The organism is Coriobacteriia bacterium, from assembly GCA_034370385.1.
In the GTDB taxonomy this organism is placed as follows: Bacteria; Actinomycetota; Coriobacteriia; order Anaerosomatales; family PHET01; genus JAXMKZ01.
Window position 1 is genome coordinate 129,386 of sequence record JAXMKZ010000051.1, and the last position, 18,959, is coordinate 148,344.

An 18,959-nucleotide genomic window follows, 5' to 3' on the forward strand; every position below is an offset into this window, starting at 1 on the left:
TATCTTCGCCCCTGACCTGCACAAAGGAGTCCGTGACGTGTCGCTTTCCATTGGAATCGTCGGTCTGCCCAACGTGGGCAAGTCGACGTTGTTCACCGCTCTCACCAAGAATCAGGTGGATGCGGCCAACTATCCCTTCGCCACCATCGAGCCCAATATCGGCATCGTGCCTGTTCCTGACGCGCGCCTCGACGGGCTCGCGGCAATCGTGAACCCGCAGCGTATCCTGCCCGCTGCCGTCGAGTTCGTCGACATCGCGGGCCTCGTGAAGGGCGCGAGCGAGGGCGCGGGGCTCGGCAACCAGTTCCTGGCCAACATCCGCGAGACCGACGCCATCGCCGAGGTGGTGCGCTTCTTCACCGACGAGGATGTCATCCACGTGGACGGCAAGGTCGACCCGGCCTCTGACGTCGAGACGATCAAGTTCGAGCTCGTGCTCGCCGACCTCGCCACCGTTGAGAAAGCGCAGCCGCGCTTGGGCAAGGAAGCACAGCGCGACAAGACGCTGGCTCCCAAGGTGGAGCTGGTCGCTCGTATGCAGGCGCACCTCGCCGAAGGCCACCGCGCGCGGACTCTGCCTATGACCGACGACGAGCGCGCGATGCTTCACGACCTTCACCTGCTCACCATGAAGCCGATGCTCTACGTCGCCAACGTCGACGAGAGCCAGGTGGGCGCCGATCTGCTTGAGATCGACGGCGTCAAGCCCATCCCGATCTGCGCGAAGGTCGAAGCCGACCTCTCAGAGCTCGAGCCGGAGGAGGCCGCCGAGTACCTCGAGTCCATCGGCCTGGCGGAACCGGGCCTGAACACGCTCATTCGCGAGGCGTACCGACTCCTGGGCCTGCAGAGCTACTTCACCGCCGGCGAGAAGGAGGTCCGTGCCTGGACCGTGCCCATCGGCGCGAAGGCGCCTGCGGCTGCCGGCGTCATCCACACCGACTTCGAGCGGGGTTTCATCAAAGCGGAGGTCATCGGCTACGCCGACTACGTCGAGCTGGACGGGGAGAAGGGCGCTCGCGAGGCGGGCAAGCAGCGCCTGGAGGGCAAGGAGTACGTGGTGCGCGACGGCGACGTCATGCATTTCAAGTTCAACGTGTAGGCGCGGGCGGGCGGCTCACGGTCCCCTCTGCATGGAGTATCATCCGAGCATCGACTCGAAGCGCTCGCACTTGCGAAACGGATGGCACATGAGCGACGGTCCGATAGGCGCGGACGACACACCTCTCCAACTTGATGAGGCGCTCTATCGTGCCCTCTTCGATCTCTCGCCTGACCCCATGGTTGTGCACGACGGGCGCATTGCGCTCGCGGCTAACCGCGCTGCGCAGGAGTTCTTCGGGGTCGCGGAAGAGCAGGTTGCCGGCAGAGGCCTCGAGGAGTTCATTCACCCCGACTATCGAGTGCCGATTGCTGTGCGCGTGCGCGAGATGATGGTCTCACACAGGGTTCCGCCGCTTGCCGAGATTCGCGTCTTGAGGTCGGACGGGATGCCTTCAGAGGTCGAGATATCCTCCGCGCCTATCGTTGCGGGTGCTCGCCAGGTGGTTGTCACGCTCTTCCGTGACCTGAGTGAACGCAGGCAGCATCAGGCTGAACTCGAGGAGTCTGAGGCTCAGTTCGGGTCCGTGCTGGAGAACGCACCGTTCGGAGTGCATATGTATCGGCTGAAGCCGGACGGGCGGCTGGTCTTCGTCGGAGCCAACCCCGCCGCCGATCGCATGCTCGGGATGGATAACTCGGTGATCATCGGCAAGACCATCGAGGAGGCGTTTCCGGGGCTGAGTGACACCGACGTGGCTGTTCGCTACCGGGAGGTCGCCTCGACGGGTCGGCCCTGGTCATCGAACCAGATCGATTACCACGAGGGGCAGATACGCGGGGCGTTCGAGGTCACGGCGTTTCGAGCTGCACGCGGGTTGATGGTGGCCATGTTCAACGACGTCACCGAGCGGCTACAGATCCAAGACCAGCTTCAGGAGTTGCTCGTGGACCAGACTGAGGCGCTCGCGGACGCGCATCGTGAGCTCGAAGGCGTAGTCGCCATCGTGAGCAGGACCGTCGAAGTCAGAGATCCCTACACGGCCGGGCATCAGCGGCGCGTGGCCCAGCTGGCCAGGGCGATCGCTGTGCACCTCAACATGGATGCCGAAGAGGTCGAGAGGATTCGGATTGCCGGGTCGGTGCACGACATCGGCAAGGTGTCGGTTCCTGCTGAGATACTCTCCAAGCCCGGAAAGCTCACGCCTGCGGAGTACGAGCTCGTGAAGTACCACTCGGAGGCCGCGCACGAGATCCTGTGCAGCGTCGACTTCGCCTGGCCGTTGGCTGAGGTCGTCTACCAGCACCATGAGCGGCTCGACGGCAGCGGATACCCGCGCGGGCTCTCAGGCGACGAGATCGCCGTGGGCGCACGCATCCTTGCCGTGGCCGACGTGGTGGAGGCGATGTGTTCGCATCGGCCCTACCGTCCTGCCATCGGAGCCGACGCCGCTCTTGCCGAGATCAACGAGGGCAGCGGCAGGCACTACGACCCGAACGTGGTCGAAGCCTGCGTCGGTGCATTCGACGGCGGGTTCGCCTTCGAGTGATCGCCCTCATCGCCACACTCGCGGCCGCGCTGTTCGGTGCTGCGGACTTCTTAGGGGGGTTCGCCAGTCGCCGCGAGCCGGCGCTGGTCGTCACCATCGCGTCGCAGGCAGCGGGCTTCGCGCTGCTCGTGGTCGTGTCCTTCGTCGTGCCGCCCTCGTCGTGGGCCGACCCGCACCTGCTGTGGGGGATCGGCGCAGGTGCGTCGGGTGGTCTCGGCGTCCTCGCACTCTACGCGGGGCTCGCGACGGGACGCATGAGCCTTGTCGCCCCGGTGACCGCCGCATTGTCCGGGTCGATTCCGGCTGCCGTCGGCTTGCTGACGCGCGATGAGCCGCTGGCGTGGACGTCGTTTGTGGGCATCGCTCTCGCGCTAGCCGCCGTCATCATCGTGAGCGCAACCGCCGAAGACGACGGCACCGGCAACGGCCGAAGAGCCATCGCTCTCGGGGTGCTCGCCGGCATCGGCTTCGCGGGCTCGATCCTGTGCTACGCGCAGACGCCGGCATCGACCGGCTTCGCGCCGCTCGCCGTGGCGCGTGTGACCGCCATCGCGATGCTGGGGCTGGCCGCACTCACCCGCGGGAGTCGTGTCGTGCCGCTTCCCGGGGTACGGCGGCTTGTGGTGGCCACAGGCCTGGTCGATGCCGCTGCCAATATCGCGCAGGTCACGGCTCTGCGACTGGGGCCGCTCGCCGTCGCGTCGGTGCTCGGGGCACTGTACCCGGTGGCGACGCTGCTGCTGGCGCGCTTCATCCTGCACGAGCACCTTCACGGGTGGCAGCGTGTGGGAATCGCGTTGGCGCTTGCGGCGGTCGTGCTGACAGCCCTGCCGTAGCCGCGCGCCCTACAGGTAGTCGGCCTTGCGCAGCAGGTGGTCGACGAGCGGTGGCATCCCGCCGCGCGCGCCGTGCATCTCGAAGCCGCCGATGGCGCTGCGCCGGTTCGTAATCCACTCGCGCGTCTTTGCGGGAAGAATCGTGCCCTCAACCGGCAGAACAGGCATGTTGGCAGAGGCGGCGCGCACACCCGATGCCAGGTACTCCGGCGCGAAGCGGGGGTCGGCGACGATGGGCCGCAGGCGTCCGGCACGACGCTCCGTGAAGGTCGCGGCGTTGAGCGAAGAGGCGAGCGTTGCGAAGGCCGAGGCCGAGTGGCGGGTGGTCGGTAGTCCACCTGCGATACCCGTGGGCACCCGCGTCGTGGGGCCAACGAGTATCACGCGCTTGATGAGGGCCCGGTTCGCACTCAGGAACGCGGCGCCCTCAAGGGAAAGCGCGCCGTTCGTGGCCAGAAGCAGCGGGGCGCGCCGATAAGCGGCGATCGGGGCCGCTGCGAGCAGCGCCCGCGTGTCTTCGGCCGACGCGACGAAGATGAGCCCCGTCGGCGGGACCCCCACGCTGGTTGCGATCGATGCGGATAGAGCAGCCGAGTGAGAAGCGATGAGCGTGTCAGCCGCATTGCGAGGCAGTTTGGCTGCCGTCGCGGCGAGCGAGGCGTTGCGAGTGGTGGTAGCGGTGTCGATGCCGACCACGACGATTCTCTGCGGCGCGAGCCGAGCCAGCTCGGCGGTTGTCGTGGCGTCGGGACCGCTCGCGCTCGTCCACAGCATCGGCCCGCCAAGTGCGGCCGCCAGAGCGGCGGCGCCTGGTGCATCGGCCCACTCATCGGAACGTGCCAAGACAGCCACGGGGGCGCCGGCCGGGTACTGCCGGCGGGATAGCGAAGCGGCATGCTCGCTCGTAGTCGTGCCGCCGAGCCGCGCAGTCGTGGCGCGGTAGGGGCGCGTCCGCATCCACTCGTCGACGCCACTCGCGACGCCATCGGCCATCTTCGCGAGGAACGATGGGTTGCGGAGCAGGGCGGCATCGGCCTTGTTGGTGATGAAGCCGGCTTCAAGAAGTATCGCAGGCATGTTGGTCCACCGCAGGACGTAGAAATCAGCCGTCTTCGCCCCACGGTCGACCATTTTCGTGCGGGCGATGACACGGCGCTGTACCACCTTGGAAAGCGAGCGTCCCAGGGCGTCGCGCCCCGACGCGAACGTCTCGTAGCCGCGCACCGTTCGCTTGACCGAGCCATTGGCATGCACGCTGATGAACAGGTCGGCGCCCGCCGTGTTGGCGACGTTCGCGCGCGCTTGCAGGTCGTCACGCGGGATGTCGCCGCGCGGGTTGGCCCGACCGTCCCGAGCGAAAGCCCAGGTGCCGCGGGTTGCACTGTATCCCCAGGTGAAAGTGTCGGTCAGGCTGAGTGCGCGGTCGGTCTGACGAGTCATGAGGACGCGATACCCGCGCTTGACGAGCGCGTCGCGCAGCCTCAGCGCCAGGGCGAGGTTGACGTTCTTCTCCTTGAGGCCGTTGGCGTTGGCGTTGGAGAAGGGACCGCCGTGACCCGGGTCGATCACGATCAGCGGCGCGGCGGCAGAGGCGGTCGGAGAAGCCGAAGGCGTGGGGACGCTTGAAGCCGCCACTGTGGTCGCACTGACCGGTGCGGTTAGCGGGTCTTCAGTGGCGATGGCCTGCCCGGCCATCAGTGCGAGTGCTGCCAGCGTGATTGCAGCGAGGTAGAGCGAGCTGAAGCGGGCGCGGTGGGGATGATTCAACGCGTCTGGCCTTCCTGTCGGGTGCGATGGTAGCTGCCAGGCCGTGCTCGCGGCGTGCGCGTGCGTACCAGTCTAGCGCGTTGCGCTCCCTCGTATCGACGCGCTCGACGGCATGACCTGTCGAAGTCGATCGAACTTTTCGCAGTGCGCGGTTCCCTAGGCTTCGGCGCTCCTCTAGAATGTCGGAACCGGGAACGTGCTCGCGCGATGCGCGCTGGGCGTTCACAGGCGAGAATCGCAGCAGATCATCGGACCAGGTTCGCCGTGTGTCGGACGGCAGGAGGCCTGGTCCTCGTCGTATCCGCGCCGCCAACCGGTCTTCGCGACCAGTGACACCGCCGTACCAGGGCTCATGATGACCGAGGAAGGAAGCGACACAGCATGGAGATCGAGATCGGACGGGGAAAGACCGCTCGCCGCGCCTACGGGTTCGATGACATCGCAATCGTGCCATCGAGAAGGACGCGCGACCCGCGCGATATCGACATCTCGTGGACGTTCAACTTCAAGGGCCGTGACTATCGCTTCGAGCTGCCCGTGCTTGCTTCCGCGATGGACGGCGTCGTCGATCCCAACTTCGCGATCACTATGGGCAAGATGGGCGGGCTGGCCGTTCTGAACCTCGAGGGCATCCAGACCAAGTACGCCGACCCCGCGCCGCAGCTCGATGCCATCGCATCCTTCGACAAGGAGGAGGCCACGGCGAAGATGCAGGCCCTGTACGCCGCAGAGGACGTGAAGCCGGAGCTCATCACGCAGCGCGTGCGTGAGATCAAGGCGGGCGGCGTGCTGGCAGCGGCATCGCTCACGCCGCAGAACGTCGAGCGCTACATCGGGCCGGCGATGGACGGCGGACTCGACATCCTCATCATCCAGGGAACCGTCGTCTCGGCAGAGCACGTGTCGACCTTCGACAAGCCGCTCGACTTGAACGCGTTCGTGGAGTCACTCGATATCCCCTGCATCATCGGCGGCTGCTGCAGCTATCAGGGCGCCTTGCACCTGATGCGCTCGGGCGCGGTCGGCGTGCTCGTCGGCGTCGGCCCCGGACATGCGTGCACCTCGCGCCGCGTACTGGGCATCGGCGTTCCTCAGGCCACGGCGATAGCCGACGCAGCGGCTGCGCGCACCCGCTGCCTCGAGGAGACCGGCCGCTACAGTCACGTCATCGCCGACGGCGGCATGCGTACCGGTGGAGACCTCGCCAAGGCCATCGCGGTGGGCGCCGACGCCGTCATGATCGGCTCGCCGCTCGCGAGCGCCTCTGAGGCGCCGGGTCGCGGCTACCACTGGGGCATGGCGACCTTCCATCCCGACCTCCCGCGCGGAACGCGTGTGCGTGCGGGTGTCATGGGGTCGCTTGAGGACATCCTGCTTGGCCCCGCCCACCAGAATGACGGTACGCTGAACCTTCTGGGCGGATTGCGCACCTCGATGTCGACGTGCGGCTACGAGAACCTCAAGAGCTTCCAGAAGGCCGAGGTGCTCGTCGCTCCGTCGCTTCAGACCGAGGGCAAGGTCCTGCAGAACACCCAGGGTGTCGGGATGGGCCGCTAGGTGTCGGATTACCACGACGAGCAGGCGGTCGTCTTCGTCCTCGACTTCGGTGCGCAGTACGCTCAGCTCATCGCCCGTCGGGTTCGCGAGGCGCGGGTCTACAGTGAGATCGTGCCCTTCGATATCAGCGCGGACGAGATCGCCGCGAGGAAACCTGCGGCGCTGATCATGTCGGGCGGCCCGGCGAGCGTGTACGCCGACGGCGCACCGCACATGGACCCGGCGATCCTGGCGCTCGGCATCCCGGTGCTCGGCTTCTGCTACGGCATCCAGGAGATGGCGCTACACCTGGGTGGCCAGATTCCCCAGACCGATATCGGCGAGTACGGTTTCGCCGAGCTCGAGGTGCTCGTGACGGGCAGCCGACTGCTCGAAGGGGTGTCCGAACGCTCGCAGTGCTGGATGAGTCACCGTGACTCCGTGGGCACCGCCCCCGCAGGCTTCACCGTCACCGCTCGCACCGCCACCACCGCGGTGGCTGCCATGGAGGACGCTTCCCGGAACCTCTACGCGACCCAGTTCCACCCGGAGGTCGCTCACACCGAGTACGGCCAGCAGATCATCCGCAACTTCCTGCACGATATCGCGGGCATCGCGCCCACCTGGACCATGCTCAACATCATCGAGGAGACCATCGATCGTGTGCGCGAGCAGGTCGGGACCGACCGGGTCATCTGCGGGCTGTCCGGTGGTGTGGACTCGAGCGTCGTTGCTGCGCTGCTGCACCGCGCGATCGGCGACCAACTCACGTGCGTGTTCGTCGACCACGGGATGATGCGGTTGAACGAGGCCGAACAGGTCGTCCACACATTCCGTGACACGTTCCACGTCAACCTCGTTCACGTCGACGCCGAGGACCGGTATCTGTCGTTGCTTGCGGGCGTCAGCGACCCCGAGCACAAGCGCCGCATCATCGGCGAGGAGTTCTGGCAGATCTTCTTTGAGGAGGCCACGACGCTCGAGGGCGTGAAGTGGCTCGCGCAGGGCACGCTGTATCCGGATGTCATCGAGAGCGGCAACGAGCACGCCGCCAAGATCAAGAGCCACCACAACCTGATTCCGTTCCCACAGGGCGTGCACTTCGACCTGATCGAGCCGCTCAAGGCGCTCTTCAAAGACGAAGTCCGCGCCGTGGGCTCGGAACTCGGCCTTCCCGACGAGATCGTTTCGCGGCAGCCGTTCCCGGGGCCGGGTCTGGCCGTACGCATCATCGGCGACATCACCCACGAGAAGCTCGAGAAGCTGCGCCGTGCCGATGCGATCGTGCGCGAGGAGATCGGCGCGTGGGACGTCGACCGCGAGGTGTGGCAGTACTTCGCCGTGCTTCCCGACATCAAGAGCGTCGGCGTGATGGGGGACGAGCGCACCTACGAGAATCCGATCATCATCCGCGCGGTGGCCTCCGCCGACGCGATGACGGCCGACTGGGCCCGGCTGCCCCACGAGCTGCTCGCCAAGATGAGTAACCGCATCATCAACGAGGTCGACGGCATCAACCGCGTCGCCTACGACATCACGAGCAAGCCCCCCGGCACCATCGAGTGGGAGTAGGGGGAGCGCGTCACAGGACGTGCGCTGCGGCCGTGACACGCGCCGTGTATCCAGCCTGATAGGTTACGAATAATACGGAACGTGGTAATGTATCTGGTGTAACCGAAAGGAGCACCAGATGCCTACCGCAGCCGCCAAGCGTGCTGGCGCGGGAGTGACCGCTTGGGACGCGGCCCTCGCCCGTCTCGCCGATTCGTTACCGGGCCGTGACCGGGCCGAGGCGCTCATCGCCGTCGCCGACGTAGTCGCCGGAGCCGACCCGGAGCTCGCGCGCTTTCGATTCTCGCTCGCGGCATCGCTGCGCGGTGCGATCGCATCCGACGAACTGGCCGACCGTCTCGCCGGAGGCCCGCGCATCCTCGTCGACCAGGTCGAGCTTCCGGGGTTCACGGCGGGAGACATCGCCCGCGAAGCCACAGTGCGCGGTCTCGCCCACGCTCGAGTGCTCGATGAGGAGATGTTGACGGCGTCGGCTGTCTCTGCGCTTCTGGGGTCCCGCTCGCGCAACCCGCGTCAGTATGCGAACCGCATGCGCACGCGCGGCGAGATCGTCGGAGTCCCGCATCACAATCAGTTCCTCTACCCGGCCTTCCAGTTCGATGCCGGCGCGCAGGCGCTTCACCCTGGAGTCAGTGACGTGAACGTCCTGCTCGACGCTGCGCACGACCCGTGGGGCGTGGCGTCGTGGTGGATCACGCCCCATACTGCGCTCGATGGCGCGCCTCCTCGGGCGCTGCTGGGCGCTGAGGGCGCGGCAGAATCGCTCGCGGCGCTCTCCAGCGACGTCGTCTTCGGCGAGTAGATCGCCCGTGAGCGCGGCTGACCAGTGGGCGGACCAGAGACGCACGCCGCCGGGCGGCATCACCGGTGAGCCGACAGTTCGCACGCTGCCTGCCGGTGAACGCCTGTGGCGCATCCACCTGGCCCGTTACGAAGCGGGCGAGTTCTCCGTACGCGTTCCGACGCCGCCCTCGGGTGGGCGGTTCGATTGCGCAGACGGCTCGTACGGCTTCCTCTACGCGGCGGAGTCGTTCGCAGGAGCTGTGGCCGAAGCAGTCCTGCGCGACACGCCGCTCGTCGATGTCGGGGAGCGCGTGGTTGCGCGCGCCACGCTCAGGGGCCGTATGGTCTCTGTGCTTGAGCTGACGCGTTCCGTGCGCCTTGTGAGCCTAGCGGGAGCGGACGCGGCAGCTGTGGGCCAAGGATTGTGGCTCACGAAGTGCGGTCCGGCCGACTACCCGCTCACCCGAGCGTGGGCACGGGCGCTCCATGACCTGCCTGCCCGGCCGGACGGTCTGACGTGGCGCGCGCGCTTCGACGAGAACACGCACGTTCAGGTGCTGTTCGGCGATCGGTGTGCGGATGCGCTGCGCGTCGTGGCGTCGCTACCGGTTGATTCAGGCGAGGGCTTGGAGGCGACGCGAAGGGTGCTGCTCGACCACCGTGCGGTCGTTGAGGGATGAGTGCAGCTCAGAGCGTCAGCGCGCGCGACTGCGCAGGTACTCGCCTGGCAGCATGACCGTCACACCGTCGAACGAGCGGCCGAACAGCGGACCGAAGTGTGCAAGGTCACCGGTGATCAGGTAGTCAGCGCGCGCGGCTATCGCGGCGAGGAGTACCGGTCGGTCCTTTGCTGGTAGCCCGGGGTCGTTGGTGATGGGGAAGTCGGCGGGCTCAGACGGCAGCACGGTGAGCGCCCCGATGAGCCGCTCAAGGCGCTCGGCGGATTCGCCCGGGTGCGTGTTTCGGCGCGCCTCCTCGATCACGTGTGGAGAGCCGAGAAGGCGCGCGTCGGGCAGTCCCCACAGATCGCCGAGTCTCGCATCTGCCTTCCAAGCCGCTGCGACGAGGATGTTCGCATCGAGGAACAGGCGGTCCATCTACTCAGCCGGCCGCGGCTGGTGCGGCACGGATTCCGGATCGATCCCCATTCCCCGGACTTCCTCGTACGCCTCGTCGTACTCGACTGCTGTCACCGCGTTGTTCAGCATGAACTCGGCTCGCCGCGTCGGGGTGTACAGCTCCACTTCGTACGCGCGAACGGGTGTGAGCAGCAGCCCGGAGGCCGACTCCTCCATCGCGAGGAGGTCTCCCTCGCCCAGACCGAGTGCACGCCGCTTTGCCGCCGGGATCACGACGGTTCCGCGCTTGCCGATCTTCACGTACTCAGTCATCGCAGCTCCTTTCCTCAGTACGTCAGCTTATCAGAAAGTCTGACATTCTGCGCCACCAAAGGCACTCCCAGCGTGATGGGACGCGCTCCCTCGCCTCCCTGAGCCGCCGCACTCGTGCCGCCTGCCGCCGCTCACGCGCCGCCTGACCGGTTCGCGGTGTCGCTTTGCCGCATCCGTGCGATAATCTCGGGACTGTTCAGCCATTCAGCCGCATCGGCTCAGTACTTCAAGGGGGCACGACCCATGGCCGAGGACAAAGTCCAGGAGATCGCGGAGATTCGCGCGCGCATCGACGACATCGACTGCCAGATCGTCAAGCTCCTGAACGAGCGAGCGACGATGGCGCTCGAGATACGCAAGCTTAAGCCTCAGGTGCACTGGGGCCTGTACGACCCGAAGCGCGAGGAGGAGATCTTCACCCACCTCGCCAGCTGCAACGACGGCCCCCTCTTCGCCGACAACCTGCGCGAGATCTACAGCACCATCCTTCACGTGATGAAGGAGATGAGAGGCTGATGTCGCCACAGGACGCCCGTGCGATCGGCGCTGTGAAGCGTGACGAGGGTATGGCCATCATCGCGGGACCGTGCTCCGTTGAGAGCCGCGAGCAGATGCGTGAAGTCGCCGCTGCGCTCAAGGAGCTTGGCATCAAGATCATGCGCGGCGGCGCCTACAAGCCACGCACCTCACCGTTCTCCTTCCAGGGCCTTGAGGAGGAGGGCCTCAAGATCATGCGCGAGGCCGCTGACGAGTACGGCCTGCTCATCGTCACCGAGGTCACCGACTCCGCACATGCCGAGAAGATCGACTCCTATGTCGACATACTCCAGATCGGTACACGCAACATGGCCAACTTCAGCCTTCTGCGCAAGATCGGCGAGGTGACGGGCAACAGCGGCAAGCCCGTGGTCTTCAAGCGTGGTATGGCTTCCACGATCGACGAATGGATCCAAGCATCGAACTACCTCACCATGCACGGCAACGAGAACGTCATCTTCTGCGAGCGCGGGATACGCACCTTCGAGACCACCACCAGGTTCACGCTCGACATCACGGCCGTGCCGGTGGTCAAGTCGCTGTCGCTCATGCCGATCATCGTGGACGTGTCGCATCCGGCGGGCCGGGCCGATCTGGTGCCGGCCATCAGCCGTGCTGCGGTGGCGGTCGGCGCTGACGGGATCATGGTCGAAGTTCACCCCAACCCGCGCGAGGCCCTGTGTGACGGACCCCAGTCTCTCGATATAGAAGGATTAAGGTCACTCGTTGGCGAACTGGGCAGAGTAGCGGCAGCCGTCGATCAGACGCTTACCTAGCCCCGCACCGGGTCGGCTTCGCTGTCAAGGGGCCGTATCACCCGTGTTCGGAGACGGTGTTGTCCGAAGTTTTCGCCCATCTGTGTCCTCACTGCGGCGCGATCGACTCGCGACGCTTGGGTGACTGCTCCGTGTGTCACAAGCTCGTGTGCGAGCGGTGTGGCAACATCCAGTTCATCGGTGGCGAGCGGCGCGTCACCCATCATGAGTGCCTCAAGAAGGAGGACACCGGCTTCACGATGATCAAGTTCGTGAAGTAGGAGGCTGACGGCATCTCGCGCCTGGTCTTACGGCGCCCCCGCACTACCGCCGAGCAGCTGGTTGCCCGCCTACTTGACCTGAACCTGGGCCCAGCCCGCACTGGTGTTCCCACTCGTTCCGTAGCCCGCCCTCGTGCAGCCCGGATGCACCGCCTGCAGGGCGTAGAGACCCCGCCTATCCAGACTGAAACGCGCGGCATAGCCCAGCGTGTTGCCCGGGCCGGCGGACGAGGTCGCCCACACGCTTCCGTAGTACGCCCATGTCTTCTTGCTGGCGTTCCACTTGCGGACGACGATCCTGATGTCCCGCACGCTGCCCGTGTGCGCAGGCATGACCGCTCCGGTCGCGGCGAAGGATGCCTTCGCCCGGACCGATCTTGGTGCTCTCGGCTTCGTCAGCTTCACCGCGCCGCCGATCGGCGCGACTCCGATGTTGGAGCCTGCGGCGCCGGTCTCACGCCACACGACCCATGTGGCCCCGATGCGGGGCGAGTCGTTTTCCGCGGGGTCGGGGGTGATTCGCTGCAGCGTTCTGCTGGCGACGGTGTAGACATAGATGTCGCCGTCGCCGTTGCGGTTGTCCGACCAGGTGATCCGACCGTTGGCGACATCCGGGGAGTTCTGCGAGTAGCTGTCGCTGGTGATGATCGTCGTCTTTCCGGTGCGCAGGTCAAGGCAGTGGATGTCTCCACGCAGCCCGTTCCCTGTGTCCTTCCAGACGACCAAGTCGCCATCGATAGCCGGGTCGTTCTCGTTCGCCGACATGCTGGTCAGCCTTCGAGTTGAGCCCGTGCGCATGTCGTGCAGGTAGATGTCGGCCTTGCCCTTGCGCTCGTCGCGCCAGATGATTCGGTACTCGGTGTTGGCTCCGGTCAGGGGTACGCCCGGAATCTGCGATATCTGAGGACGCCGCTGCGCTCGTGTGTCGGCGGTGAGGCGCTCGATGGCGCCGTTGTTGGTGTCGTACGTGTAGATGTCCCAGTTCCCGTTGCGGTAGTCGGACCAGACGATTCGATTGCCGGCGATCGCCGGTTCGTACTGGGGGCTGGGGTGGTCGGTTATTCGTGCTGACTTGCCGGACGGGATGTCGTAGGCCCACACGTCCGCGTTCGTACCGGACTCCTCGTACCACACGACCGTGTTGCCGCTGATGCGCGGACCGCGCTGGTCACCCGCACGGATGGAGAGCTTCGTGGGATAGCCCCCCAGCTTCTGCCCGTAGATGTCCCAGCTCCCCGCGGTGTACTCCTCCCAGACGACCTGATCGCCCGAGACGTCCGGCGCTGAGCGCATCATGCCTGCCATCGCGGTCACATCCGCCATCGCCGAGTACGCCGCCTCGCGCGGGCTCGCATTCGCGCTCGTCGAAGAGACCGATGTTGCACCGACGGTGCCCTTCTTGACGCGGATGTTGTTGACGATCGCAGCGTTGATCGGTGCGGCACGCTCCTGAGCAGCAGGGCCCCCGTTATTGCCGACGATCACCGACCGCGCGCCTGCCCGGATGCTGACCCCGTCACCACTCGGCAGTCTCAGGAGGATGCTTGTGGTCACGTCACCTTCAGCGGCTCCCGGCACACCGCCTCCGCGTACCGTCGCGATCTCGGCGGCGGTTCCGTCGATGAGCGTACTGGAGTACGTGTAGCCCGACTCGCGCGGGAACGCGGATCCTTTGCGGTACTTGACGGTGACGCTCCCGGAGACCCATGTCTCGCCGCTACCCTTGTCGAAGCCGAGATACGCTTCCTGGTCTTCGCTGAAGCCCCACGCGCCCTTGGGCCAAGGCTCCTTGATGTAGTCGAAGACATACGGGTTCGAGCCGACGACGTTGCGTCGTGGATAGGAGCTGTTGCTCGGGAACTCGGTGCAGCCACTGGGTATGGCTGTCAGCTGGACCGTGTACTTGTTCGACGCCTTCTGTGTACGCAGCATCGTCTTGAGGTTCGTCCAACCCTTCCCGGTGGGCAGCTTGGCTGCGAGATACTCCTCGGCGATGGTCGCAGGGTCGGGGAACCAGAACCCGCACCACGTGCGCATCAGCTTCGGGTCGATCCCGAAGTACTTGCGCGATGCGCCGATGGCGGCCGCGTACTCGGCCTCGAACCGCTCCCACGCGGTCTTGAGGGATTCCACGGATGCTCCATTTGCCGCGAGCTGTTCGAGCCTGTTCAGGTAGATGAACTTGCCGCGCATCGACTCGAGATAGTCCGTGTAGCGCTCGTCATACTGCTTCTGCAGCGTGTTGTCTGGGCCAGAGAACGTGAGCCCGGGCTGGTTGGCGAGGTACTGGTCGTCTCCGTTGACGTGTTGAATCCGGTGTAGCAGCTCGTGGAGGGTGGTCTCCGGATTGCCGCCTCCCTTGCGTGGATCTGAGCTGAGGGAGATCTCATCGGTGCCCCAGAAGCTCGTCACGTAGCGGTCGGTGATGCGGGGATTGATCACGATGTTGTCGACCTGCTGAATCATCCTCACGAACGTGTCGAGGTTTCCAGCCGACATGAACTTGTTCCACTGATGCCCCGTGTAGGTCTTGGACTTCATCTGATCGGTGATTTGCTTGATGAGGGCGTTCTTGAGGCCCCGTTGCCGACTCGCGTTCATTTCCCGCGCGTACTCGGTGTCCGCGGGATCGGCCGCGGCAGGCGCCGTGGCGAAGGACACAGAAGCGATACCGAGCGCTAAGACCAGCAGCAACCGGATCGCCACGGTCGGCCGAGAAGACGTAACCATCACAGACCCCCCAATCTGTTGCGCAATCCGTCCACACGCGAGTGTACGTCTGCGCTACAACAATCCTACCCGCGGCAGGACGCAGACAGACAGCCTGAGACGTCAGCCGTCCGAAGAGCGCGCTGCTTCGCTCGGGGACTCTGTGGCGACTGAGGCAGGGTGATGCCGCTACAGATAGGGACGATCACCGAGCAACCCCGCGCGTGACGATTCACGCGTGATACACTACCTCGCCTATGAGCCACCTCGACCTCGCCTCACTCAACCCCGCACAGCGCCAAGCTGTCGAGACCACCGAGGGACCGCTCCTCGTCCTCGCCGGTGCGGGCTCCGGTAAGACGCGCGTGCTCACCTACCGCATCGCACATATGGTCGCTGACCTGCGCGTGAGCCCGGCCGAGATCCTCGCCATCACCTTCACGAACAAGGCCGCGGCCGAGATGCGCGCGCGTCTGACGACCCAGCTCGGCGGCATCGGCGCGGCGTGGAATCCGCGCGCGATGTGGGTGCTCACCTTCCACGCGATGTGCGTGCGCATGCTGCGCCTCGACGGTCACCTGCTGGGCTACAACTCGAACTTCACGATCTACGACGACGATGACAGCAAGCGGCTGTTCAAAGACGTGATGCGCGAGCTCGAGTACGACGAGAAGCGCTACCCCATCAACTCGGCGCGCGGACGCATATCATCAGCCAAGAACGAGCTCGTGCGGCCGGTCGAGTTCGAGCAGAAGGCCTTCACCCCGCTCGACAAGGTCGCGGCGAAGATCTATCCGGTGTACCAGCGTCGCCTGAAGGCCAACAACGCGATGGACTTCGACGACCTGCTCGTCAACGCGCACAGGCTACTGGCCGAGCATCCCGAGGTGCTGTCGGCCTACCAGGAGCGGTTCCGCTACATCAGCGTCGACGAGTATCAGGACACGAACCACGCCCAGTACTCGATCACGTCGCTTCTGGCTGCAGCGCATCGCAACCTCATGGTCGTGGGCGATGATGACCAGTCGATCTACTCGTGGCGAGGCGCCGACATCCGCAACATCCTGGAGTTCGAGCACGACTATCCTGAGGCGACCGTGGTCAAGCTGGAGGAGAACTACCGCTCGACCGCCCGAATCCTGATGGCGGCCAACGCAGTCGTTTCCCGCAACGAGAACCGAAAGCCCAAGACGCTGTTCACGAGCAACGCGGAGGGCGAGAAGATCTCAAGCTACCTGGCCAGTGACGAGCGCGACGAAGCGCGGTTCATCTCGGGCGAGATCGACCGGCTGGGGCGCTCCGAGCACCGCCGTAATCGCGACTTCGCGGTGTTCTACCGCACGAACGCGCAGTCTCGGTCGATAGAGGACGCCTTCCTCCGTGCCGGCATCACCTACCGCATCGTGGGAGGAACCCGCTTCTTCGACCGCGCTGAGATCCGCGACGTGACGGCTTACCTGAAGGTCATCGTGAACCCGGCGGACGAGGTGTCGCTGCGCCGCATCGTCAACACGCCCAAGCGCGGCATCGGCGACACGACCATCGAGCGCATCACCGCGATCGCTCGCCAGAAGGGCATCGGCTTCGAACTCGCGGTGCGCGACGAGGAGGCCCTCAGCGCGTGCGTGAATGCCGCGACGTGCGCCAAGCTGGCGGCGTTCGCGGCGTTGCTCGACGAGATGCGCGGGCTGCAAGGAGACCTGCGCGACGTGGTCGAGATGATCATCGAGAAGACCGGCATCATCGCCGCCTACGAGACCGAACGCACCGAGGAGTCGCTCGGACGCGCAGACAACGTGCGCGAGTTCTTCACGGTCGTATCCGAGTTCGCGGCCAGCCACGAGGCACCCGACCTGCCGGCCTTCATGGAGTGGCTCGCGCTGCGGACCGACTTGGACTCCCTCGAAGAGGGCGCCGACGACTACGTGACACTCATGACCGTGCATACGGCCAAGGGCCTCGAGTTCCCGGTCGTCTTCGTCGCGGGCCTTGAGGAGTCGCTCTTCCCGCACGCCAACTCGATGTTTGATCCTGCCGGCCTCGAGGAGGAGCGGCGCTTGGCTTACGTCGCCATCACACGAGCGCGTGAGCGGCTGTATCTCTCCCATGCGCATGCGCGCTCGATCTTTGGATCCACGCAGCACAACCCGCCCTCCCGTTTCATCGGCGAGATCCCCACAGAGCACGTCGAGGTGTCCGGCGTCGGCTCAGATGGCTTCTCGGGCTCAGGCTGGGCTAAGCGCGGCGATCGACGAGGCACATCCGGGCACGGCGCGGGGGCACCGCGTGAGGGCCGCGTCTTCGGCGCGGGCGCACCTCTGGGCGTCGGCGCGCCGTCACGGCCGGCCTCCAAGGCGCCCACGGTGCCGACTGAGACGTTCGCAGCGGGGGACGCGGTCGACCACAAGGTCTTCGGTCGAGGCTCCGTGTGCGAGGTCAACGGCGACCAGCTCGTGGTACGTTTTGCGCGCACCGGCGAGACGAAGAAGCTGCTGGTCGGGTACGCTCCCATCGTGAAGGTCCGCTCGTGAACGCGGCAGTCAGCCGCACGTCAGGAGGGTGAACGTGGGACCCGTTCTGGTCTTTGGGCACCGCAATCCCGACAACGACTCCATCTGCTCGGCCGTTGCCTACGCGCACCTGAAGAACCTCACCGACCCGGGCAACGTCTACGTGCCCGCGCGGCTGGGTCCTGTGCCCGCCGAGACACGCTGGGTTTTCGAGCGCTTCGGCGTGAGCTTGCCCGAAGAGGTGAGTCATGTCCGCACCCGCGTGCAAGACGCGATGACCGAGGGTGCCGTCACCGTCGGGCCCGAAGAGCCGATGCTCGTGGCGGGGCGTCTGATGCGCGAGCGCGATGTGCGCGCTCTGCCTGTCGTAGACGACAGCGGCGCCCTCATCGGTCTCGTGAGCCAGCGGATGCTCGCCGAGCGCTACCTCGAGGAGACCGAGCTCGCGGGCTTCGCGCGGATGCCGGTCACCGTGGAGCGCTTGGCGAAGGTGCTCGACGGCGAGGTGCTCGCCGGGGCGCCGGGCGATGAGGTCGCGGGCGGCGTGCTGATCGGCGCCGCCGAGCCGGCCACGCTGGCGGCCCGCATCAGCCCCGGCGATGTGGTCATTCTCGGTGACCGCCTTCGTTCGCAGCCGCTTGCGCTCGAGTCGGGCGCGGCGTGCCTCATCGTGACGACCGGGGCGCGTCCGGTCGACGCCGTCATCGAACTCGCGCGCGCTAAGGGCGCGAGCGTGATCGTCACCGCACACGACACATACAGCGCGGCGCGCCTGGTGTCGCTGTCGCAGGCGGTGGGCGACCTCATGGACACCGACATCCTGACGTTTGGTCCCGAGGCCTTACTCTCCGAGGCCGCCGAGGATCTGCTCGCGAGTGTCCAGAGAGAGGCCGTGGTGACCGATGAGGTCGGACACGTGGTCGGGATGCTCACGCGCACCGATATCGCGCGCGGGAGACGTCGCCGTGTGATTCTCGTCGACCACAACGAGTCCGCGCAGTCGGCCGCCGGAATAGAGGACGCCGCGGTGATCGAGATCGTCGACCACCACCGCGTGGGCGACGTCCAGACCGCCGGTCCGATCCTGTTTCTGAACCTACCCGTGGGCTCGACCGCCACGATTGTTGCGACGCGCTTCCAGATGCTTGGCGTCGACGTGCCGGAAGCGCTCGCCGGCGTGCTGCTCGCCGCAGTGCTCACCGACACGGTGCTATTGAAGTCGCCAACGACCGCGGCGCTCGATCGCGAGGTATGCGAGCGGCTCGCTGCCGTCGTGGGCGTCGACCCGATGGAGTTCGGGATGGAGCTGTTCCGCGCGCGCAGCGCAGGTCGGCCGTTCCTGGCTTCCGAGGTCGTCAGCGCTGACGTCAAGGAGTACCGCGCCGGCGATGTCGCCGTGGCGATCGCGCAGTTCGAGACGGTCGATCTGGCCGAGCTCATGGAGCACGCTGACGAGGTGTGCACCGCGCTTGAGGCGATGCGGCTCGCCGGTCGCTATGATCTCGCGGTCCTGATGGGCACCGATATCGTGCGAGAGGGCTCCGAGGTGTTCGCCGCGGGCAAGATCCGCCTAGCGGAGCGGGCGCTCGGGGTCTCGTTCAAGACGGGAAGCGCATGGATGCCGGGCGTCCTGTCGCGCAAGAAGCAGATCGCGGCGCGCCTCGTGGAGGCATCAGGGGTGTGAGCGGGAC

General features: G+C 66.1%; 16 protein-coding genes. 12 read left to right on the forward strand and 4 right to left on the reverse strand.

Annotated elements, in window-relative coordinates; all coding sequences use genetic code 11:
• Nucleotides 1-37: 37 nt before the first annotated feature.
• The 3 genes from ychF to U1E26_10680 all read left to right on the forward strand — a co-directional run bounded on the left by ychF (nt 38) and on the right by U1E26_10680 (nt 3,427).
• Complete coding sequence (ychF, locus tag U1E26_10670; GenBank protein ID MDZ4170094.1) at nt 38-1,102, forward strand: redox-regulated ATPase YchF; 1,065 nt, start codon at nt 38-40, stop codon at nt 1,100-1,102.
• An 88-nt stretch (nt 1,103-1,190) separates the two neighbouring features.
• Complete coding sequence (locus tag U1E26_10675) at nt 1,191-2,591, forward strand: PAS domain S-box protein (GenBank protein ID MDZ4170095.1); 1,401 nt, start codon at nt 1,191-1,193, stop codon at nt 2,589-2,591.
• Nucleotides 2,588-3,427, forward strand: a complete 840-nt coding sequence (locus U1E26_10680) for a DMT family transporter (GenBank protein MDZ4170096.1) — start codon at nt 2,588-2,590, stop codon at nt 3,425-3,427. The genes U1E26_10675 and U1E26_10680 overlap by 4 nt, the downstream gene beginning before the upstream one ends.
• A gap of 9 nt (nt 3,428-3,436) precedes the next feature.
• Here the strand turns inward: U1E26_10680 and U1E26_10685 are convergent, their stop codons facing one another.
• Entirely contained in the window at nt 3,437-5,194 is a 1,758-nt protein-coding gene (locus U1E26_10685) for an N-acetylmuramoyl-L-alanine amidase (GenBank protein MDZ4170097.1), read from the reverse strand.
• Between the two features lie 381 nt (nt 5,195-5,575).
• Between U1E26_10685 and U1E26_10690 the strand changes: the two genes are divergently transcribed.
• The 4 genes from U1E26_10690 (at nt 5,576) to U1E26_10705 (ending at nt 9,765) form a co-directional block, all read left to right on the forward strand.
• On the forward strand, nt 5,576-6,751 hold the full coding sequence (locus U1E26_10690) for a GuaB3 family IMP dehydrogenase-related protein (protein MDZ4170098.1): 1,176 nt from the start codon (nt 5,576-5,578) through the stop codon (nt 6,749-6,751).
• Nucleotides 6,752-8,302 (forward strand): glutamine-hydrolyzing GMP synthase, encoded by a 1,551-nt coding sequence (gene guaA, locus U1E26_10695; GenBank protein MDZ4170099.1) that lies wholly within the window; start codon nt 6,752-6,754, stop codon nt 8,300-8,302.
• Nucleotides 8,303-8,420: 118 nt separating this feature from the next.
• On the forward strand, nt 8,421-9,104 hold the full coding sequence (locus tag U1E26_10700; GenBank protein MDZ4170100.1) for a hypothetical protein: 684 nt from the start codon (nt 8,421-8,423) through the stop codon (nt 9,102-9,104).
• Between the two features lie 7 nt (nt 9,105-9,111).
• A complete protein-coding gene (locus U1E26_10705) occupies nt 9,112-9,765 on the forward strand; it encodes an RES family NAD+ phosphorylase (GenBank protein MDZ4170101.1) in 654 nt (217 codons plus the stop codon).
• A gap of 15 nt (nt 9,766-9,780) precedes the next feature.
• On the opposite strand, the gene U1E26_10710 is transcribed toward U1E26_10705, so the two are convergent.
• Nucleotides 9,781-10,182: a PIN domain-containing protein gene (locus U1E26_10710; GenBank protein MDZ4170102.1), complete on the reverse strand. Its 402-nt coding sequence runs from the start codon at nt 10,180-10,182 to the stop codon at nt 9,781-9,783.
• Entirely contained in the window at nt 10,183-10,476 is a 294-nt protein-coding gene (locus tag U1E26_10715) for an AbrB/MazE/SpoVT family DNA-binding domain-containing protein (GenBank protein ID MDZ4170103.1), read from the reverse strand. It abuts the gene before it with no gap.
• Between the two features lie 243 nt (nt 10,477-10,719).
• Between U1E26_10715 and U1E26_10720 the strand changes: the two genes are divergently transcribed.
• Genes U1E26_10720 through U1E26_10730 form a run of 3 tightly spaced genes read left to right on the forward strand, consistent with a single transcriptional unit; the run spans nt 10,720 to nt 12,049 of the window.
• On the forward strand, nt 10,720-10,992 hold the full coding sequence (locus U1E26_10720) for a chorismate mutase (protein ID MDZ4170104.1): 273 nt from the start codon (nt 10,720-10,722) through the stop codon (nt 10,990-10,992).
• Nucleotides 10,992-11,789, forward strand: a complete 798-nt coding sequence (gene aroF, locus U1E26_10725; GenBank protein ID MDZ4170105.1) for a 3-deoxy-7-phosphoheptulonate synthase — start codon at nt 10,992-10,994, stop codon at nt 11,787-11,789. The genes U1E26_10720 and aroF overlap by 1 nt, the downstream gene beginning before the upstream one ends.
• A 59-nt stretch (nt 11,790-11,848) precedes the next feature.
• Nucleotides 11,849-12,049 carry a hypothetical protein gene (locus tag U1E26_10730; GenBank protein MDZ4170106.1) on the forward strand — a complete coding sequence of 67 codons (201 nt, stop codon included), beginning with the start codon at nt 11,849-11,851 and terminating at the stop codon, nt 12,047-12,049.
• A 69-nt stretch (nt 12,050-12,118) separates the two neighbouring features.
• Here U1E26_10730 and U1E26_10735 read toward each other — a convergent pair whose 3' ends face one another.
• The gene (locus tag U1E26_10735; protein MDZ4170107.1) at nt 12,119-14,779 is read right to left on the reverse strand and encodes a hypothetical protein; all 2,661 of its coding nucleotides are present in this window, start codon (nt 14,777-14,779) and stop codon (nt 12,119-12,121) included.
• A 236-nt stretch (nt 14,780-15,015) separates the two neighbouring features.
• On the opposite strand from U1E26_10735, the gene U1E26_10740 reads away from it, so the two are divergent.
• Both U1E26_10740 and U1E26_10745 read left to right on the forward strand, forming a co-directional pair.
• A complete protein-coding gene (locus U1E26_10740; GenBank protein ID MDZ4170108.1) occupies nt 15,016-17,289 on the forward strand; it encodes a UvrD-helicase domain-containing protein in 2,274 nt (757 codons plus the stop codon).
• A 34-nt stretch (nt 17,290-17,323) separates the two neighbouring features.
• Nucleotides 17,324-18,952: a putative manganese-dependent inorganic diphosphatase gene (locus U1E26_10745; protein MDZ4170109.1), complete on the forward strand. Its 1,629-nt coding sequence runs from the start codon at nt 17,324-17,326 to the stop codon at nt 18,950-18,952.
• Nucleotides 18,953-18,959 lie beyond the last annotated feature (7 nt).